This is a genomic window from Mycobacterium sp. (assembly GCF_040398885.1).
GTDB lineage: Bacteria > Actinomycetota > Actinomycetes > Mycobacteriales > Mycobacteriaceae > Mycobacterium.
On sequence record NZ_JBBATF010000268.1, the window covers coordinates 1 to 2,392 of the forward strand.

General features: G+C 67.3%; 4 protein-coding genes. 1 reads left to right on the forward strand and 3 read right to left on the reverse strand.

Features of this window, described 5'->3' with window-relative positions; genetic code table 11:
* Window positions 1-228 precede the first annotated feature (228 nt).
* Entirely contained in the window at window positions 229-1,392 is a 1,164-nt protein-coding gene (locus ADBZ5U_RS15830) for a PAS domain-containing protein (RefSeq protein WP_526811789.1), read from the forward strand.
* Between the two features lie 126 nt (window positions 1,393-1,518).
* On the opposite strand, the gene rpsQ is transcribed toward ADBZ5U_RS15830, so the two are convergent.
* The 3 genes from rpsQ to rplP all read right to left on the reverse strand — a co-directional run.
* Window positions 1,519-1,827 carry a 30S ribosomal protein S17 gene (rpsQ, locus tag ADBZ5U_RS15835; protein ID WP_526811791.1) on the reverse strand — a complete coding sequence of 103 codons (309 nt, stop codon included), beginning with the start codon at window positions 1,825-1,827 and terminating at the stop codon, window positions 1,519-1,521.
* Complete coding sequence (gene rpmC, locus ADBZ5U_RS15840) at window positions 1,827-2,060, reverse strand: 50S ribosomal protein L29 (protein WP_526811793.1); 234 nt, start codon at window positions 2,058-2,060, stop codon at window positions 1,827-1,829. Before rpmC ends, rpsQ begins: the two co-directional genes overlap by 1 nt.
* The coding region (rplP, locus tag ADBZ5U_RS15845; protein WP_526811795.1) for a 50S ribosomal protein L16 at window positions 2,060-2,392 on the reverse strand (333 nt) is incomplete at its 5' end. The genes rplP and rpmC, both read right to left, overlap by 1 nt.

The following is a 2,392-nucleotide window of genomic DNA, read 5'->3' on the forward strand; positions in this document are numbered from 1 at the left end:
CAGTTGGCCACCGCGTCACCTCTCGTCGGCCCCGATTCCAATCTCTCCCCCCCCCCCCCGCTGAATCAGTCTCGGCACGTCGTAGCCGGCTTCCTAACTTTAGCCGACAGATGCGCGACGGGAGTGCGCAACCTGCGACCCGACCGGGTTTGGGCTCGCGAGGACGGGGGTATCACCTCACAGCGCGACACGGCCGGCGAATCCCCACCGCGCAAACCCAGGAAAGTGATGACCGACCAAGCCCCGCGGTTCGCGCCCCCCGCCGCCGACGATCTGCTCGACCGCGCACACCAGGCGGATCTGGAGCCCTGGGCGCTGCTGCGGGCGGTCCGTGACTCCGCCGGCCGGGTGGTCGACTTCGTCTACCACGACATCAACCCGGTCGGCGCCCGCCGGCAGCAACGCCGCCGCGAGGACCTGATCGGCCGCAGCGTCGCCGAAACCCTGGACCACGGACTGCTGCAGACGTTCGCGCACTGCGTCGACACCGGCGAACCACTGGTTCTCGACGCCTTCGCCCTTCACGGCGGGGACCGCCGCTACGACGTGCGCGGCGCCCGGGTGCCGCCCGACTTCCTCAGCCTGTCCTGGCGCGAGGTCACCGGCCGGATCGAAGCGCTGGCCGCACTGCGGGCCAGCACCGACGCCATACTCGATCCGCAGGTGCTGATCGAACCGGTTCGCGATCCCGGTGGGCGCGTCACCGACTTCGTCTATCGGGAGGTCAACCCGGCGATGTGTGACTACCTCGGGATGCGCCGCGAGCAGTTGATCGGTCACCCACTGCTGGAGACGCTGCCCAGCCTCGACGCCTCCGGATTACTGGGCCACCTGGCGCGGTGCGCGGACACCGGTGAGCCGGTCGTGCTCGACGAGTTCCCCTACTACAACGAGTTCCTCGACTCCGTGCGGCGGTATGACATCCGCGCCGCACGCACCACGGTCGGCAAGCTCAGCCTCACCTTGCGCGACGTCACCGAACGGTTCGAGTCGGTCCGCAAGCTCGCCGAATCCGAGGAGCGCTACCGGTTGCTGCTCCTCAACTCCGGTGACGCCGTCCTCCACGTCCGAGACGGCGTTGTGGTCTGGGTCTCACCGGCCATCTACGGTGTGCTTGGCGCCCCGGCCGAGCACTGGGTCGGAACACGACTGCGCGAAGTCGTGCCGCTGGGCATGTTCGCCGACACCGAGTTCGCCGCCGACCGCTACCGGGTGCCTGCCGGCGCGCAGATCCCTGCTCTACAGCGACGGGATCTACGAGTTCTCGCGGCCGGACGGCAGCCAGCTGATCCCGACGGACTTCGCCAAGCAGTGCGCCGCGGCGGCCTCGACACCCGGATGGTCGCTGGACTCGCTCATCACGCAGATGCAGTTCCTCAGCGCCACAGGTGAATTCGATGACGACTGCTCACTGGTGCTGCTCAGTCTCGACTGACAACGCGACGCCGGGAACGCGAACGCCCACCGCCGTTGCGGCGGTGGGCGTTTGCGCGACTATCGGGTTACGCGACTATCGGGTTACTTGGCCCGCTCGAGGATCTCCACCAGTCGCCAGCGCTTGGTGGCCGACAGCGGCCGGGTCTCCATCAGCGAGACGCGGTCGCCGATACCGGCGGTGCCGTTCTCGTCGTGCGCCTTGACCTTCTTGGTGGTCCGGATGATCTTGCCGTACTTGGGGTGGCGCACGCGCGACTCGAGCTCGACGACGATGGTCTTCTCCATCTTGTCGCTGACCACGTAGCCGATCGCGGTCTTGCGGCGACCGCGCGGCTCCTCGGTAGCCGGAGTGTGCTTGGGCCCGTTGACCTTCGCCTTGGTTTCAGCCATCACGAATCCTCACCACCGGGTCCGGCGGCCAGACCCAGTTCACGTTCGCGCAGCACCGTGTAGATGCGCGCGATCTCCTGCCGAACGGCTCGGAGCCGACGGTTGTTGGCAAGCTGGCCGGTGGCCATCTGGAAGCGAAGATTGAACAGCTCTTCCTTGGACTGGCGAAGCTTGTCGATCAGATCCTGGTCGCTCAGCTCGCGCAGCTCGCCGGCTTCGGTGCCCACTGCCATCAGAACTGCTCCTCTCGGGTGACGATGCGTGCCTTGATCGGCAGCTTGTGGATCGCGCGGGTCAGCGCGGCGCGCGCGATCTCCTCGTTGGGGTAGCTCAGCTCGAAGAGCACCCGGCCGGGCTTGACGTTGGCGACCCACCATTCCGGGGAGCCCTTGCCCGAGCCCATGCGGGTTTCGGCCGGCTTCTTGGTCAGCGGACGGTCCGGGAAGATGTTGATCCAGACCTTGCCGCCGCGCTTGATGTGGCGGTTGATGGCGATACGGGCCGACTCGATCTGCCGGTTGGTGATGTAGGCGTGCTCCAGGGCCTGGATGCCGTAGTCACCGAA

Coding starts and splice junctions, on each gene's coding strand:
- ADBZ5U_RS15830 (WP_526811789.1), top strand. CDS start 229: ATGACCGACCAAGCCCCGCGGTTCGCGCCCCCCGCCGCCGACGATCTG.
- rpsQ (WP_526811791.1), bottom strand. CDS start 1,827: ATGGCTGAAACCAAGGCGAAGGTCAACGGGCCCAAGCACACTCCGGCT.
- rpmC (WP_526811793.1), bottom strand. CDS start 2,060: ATGGCAGTGGGCACCGAAGCCGGCGAGCTGCGCGAGCTGAGCGACCAG.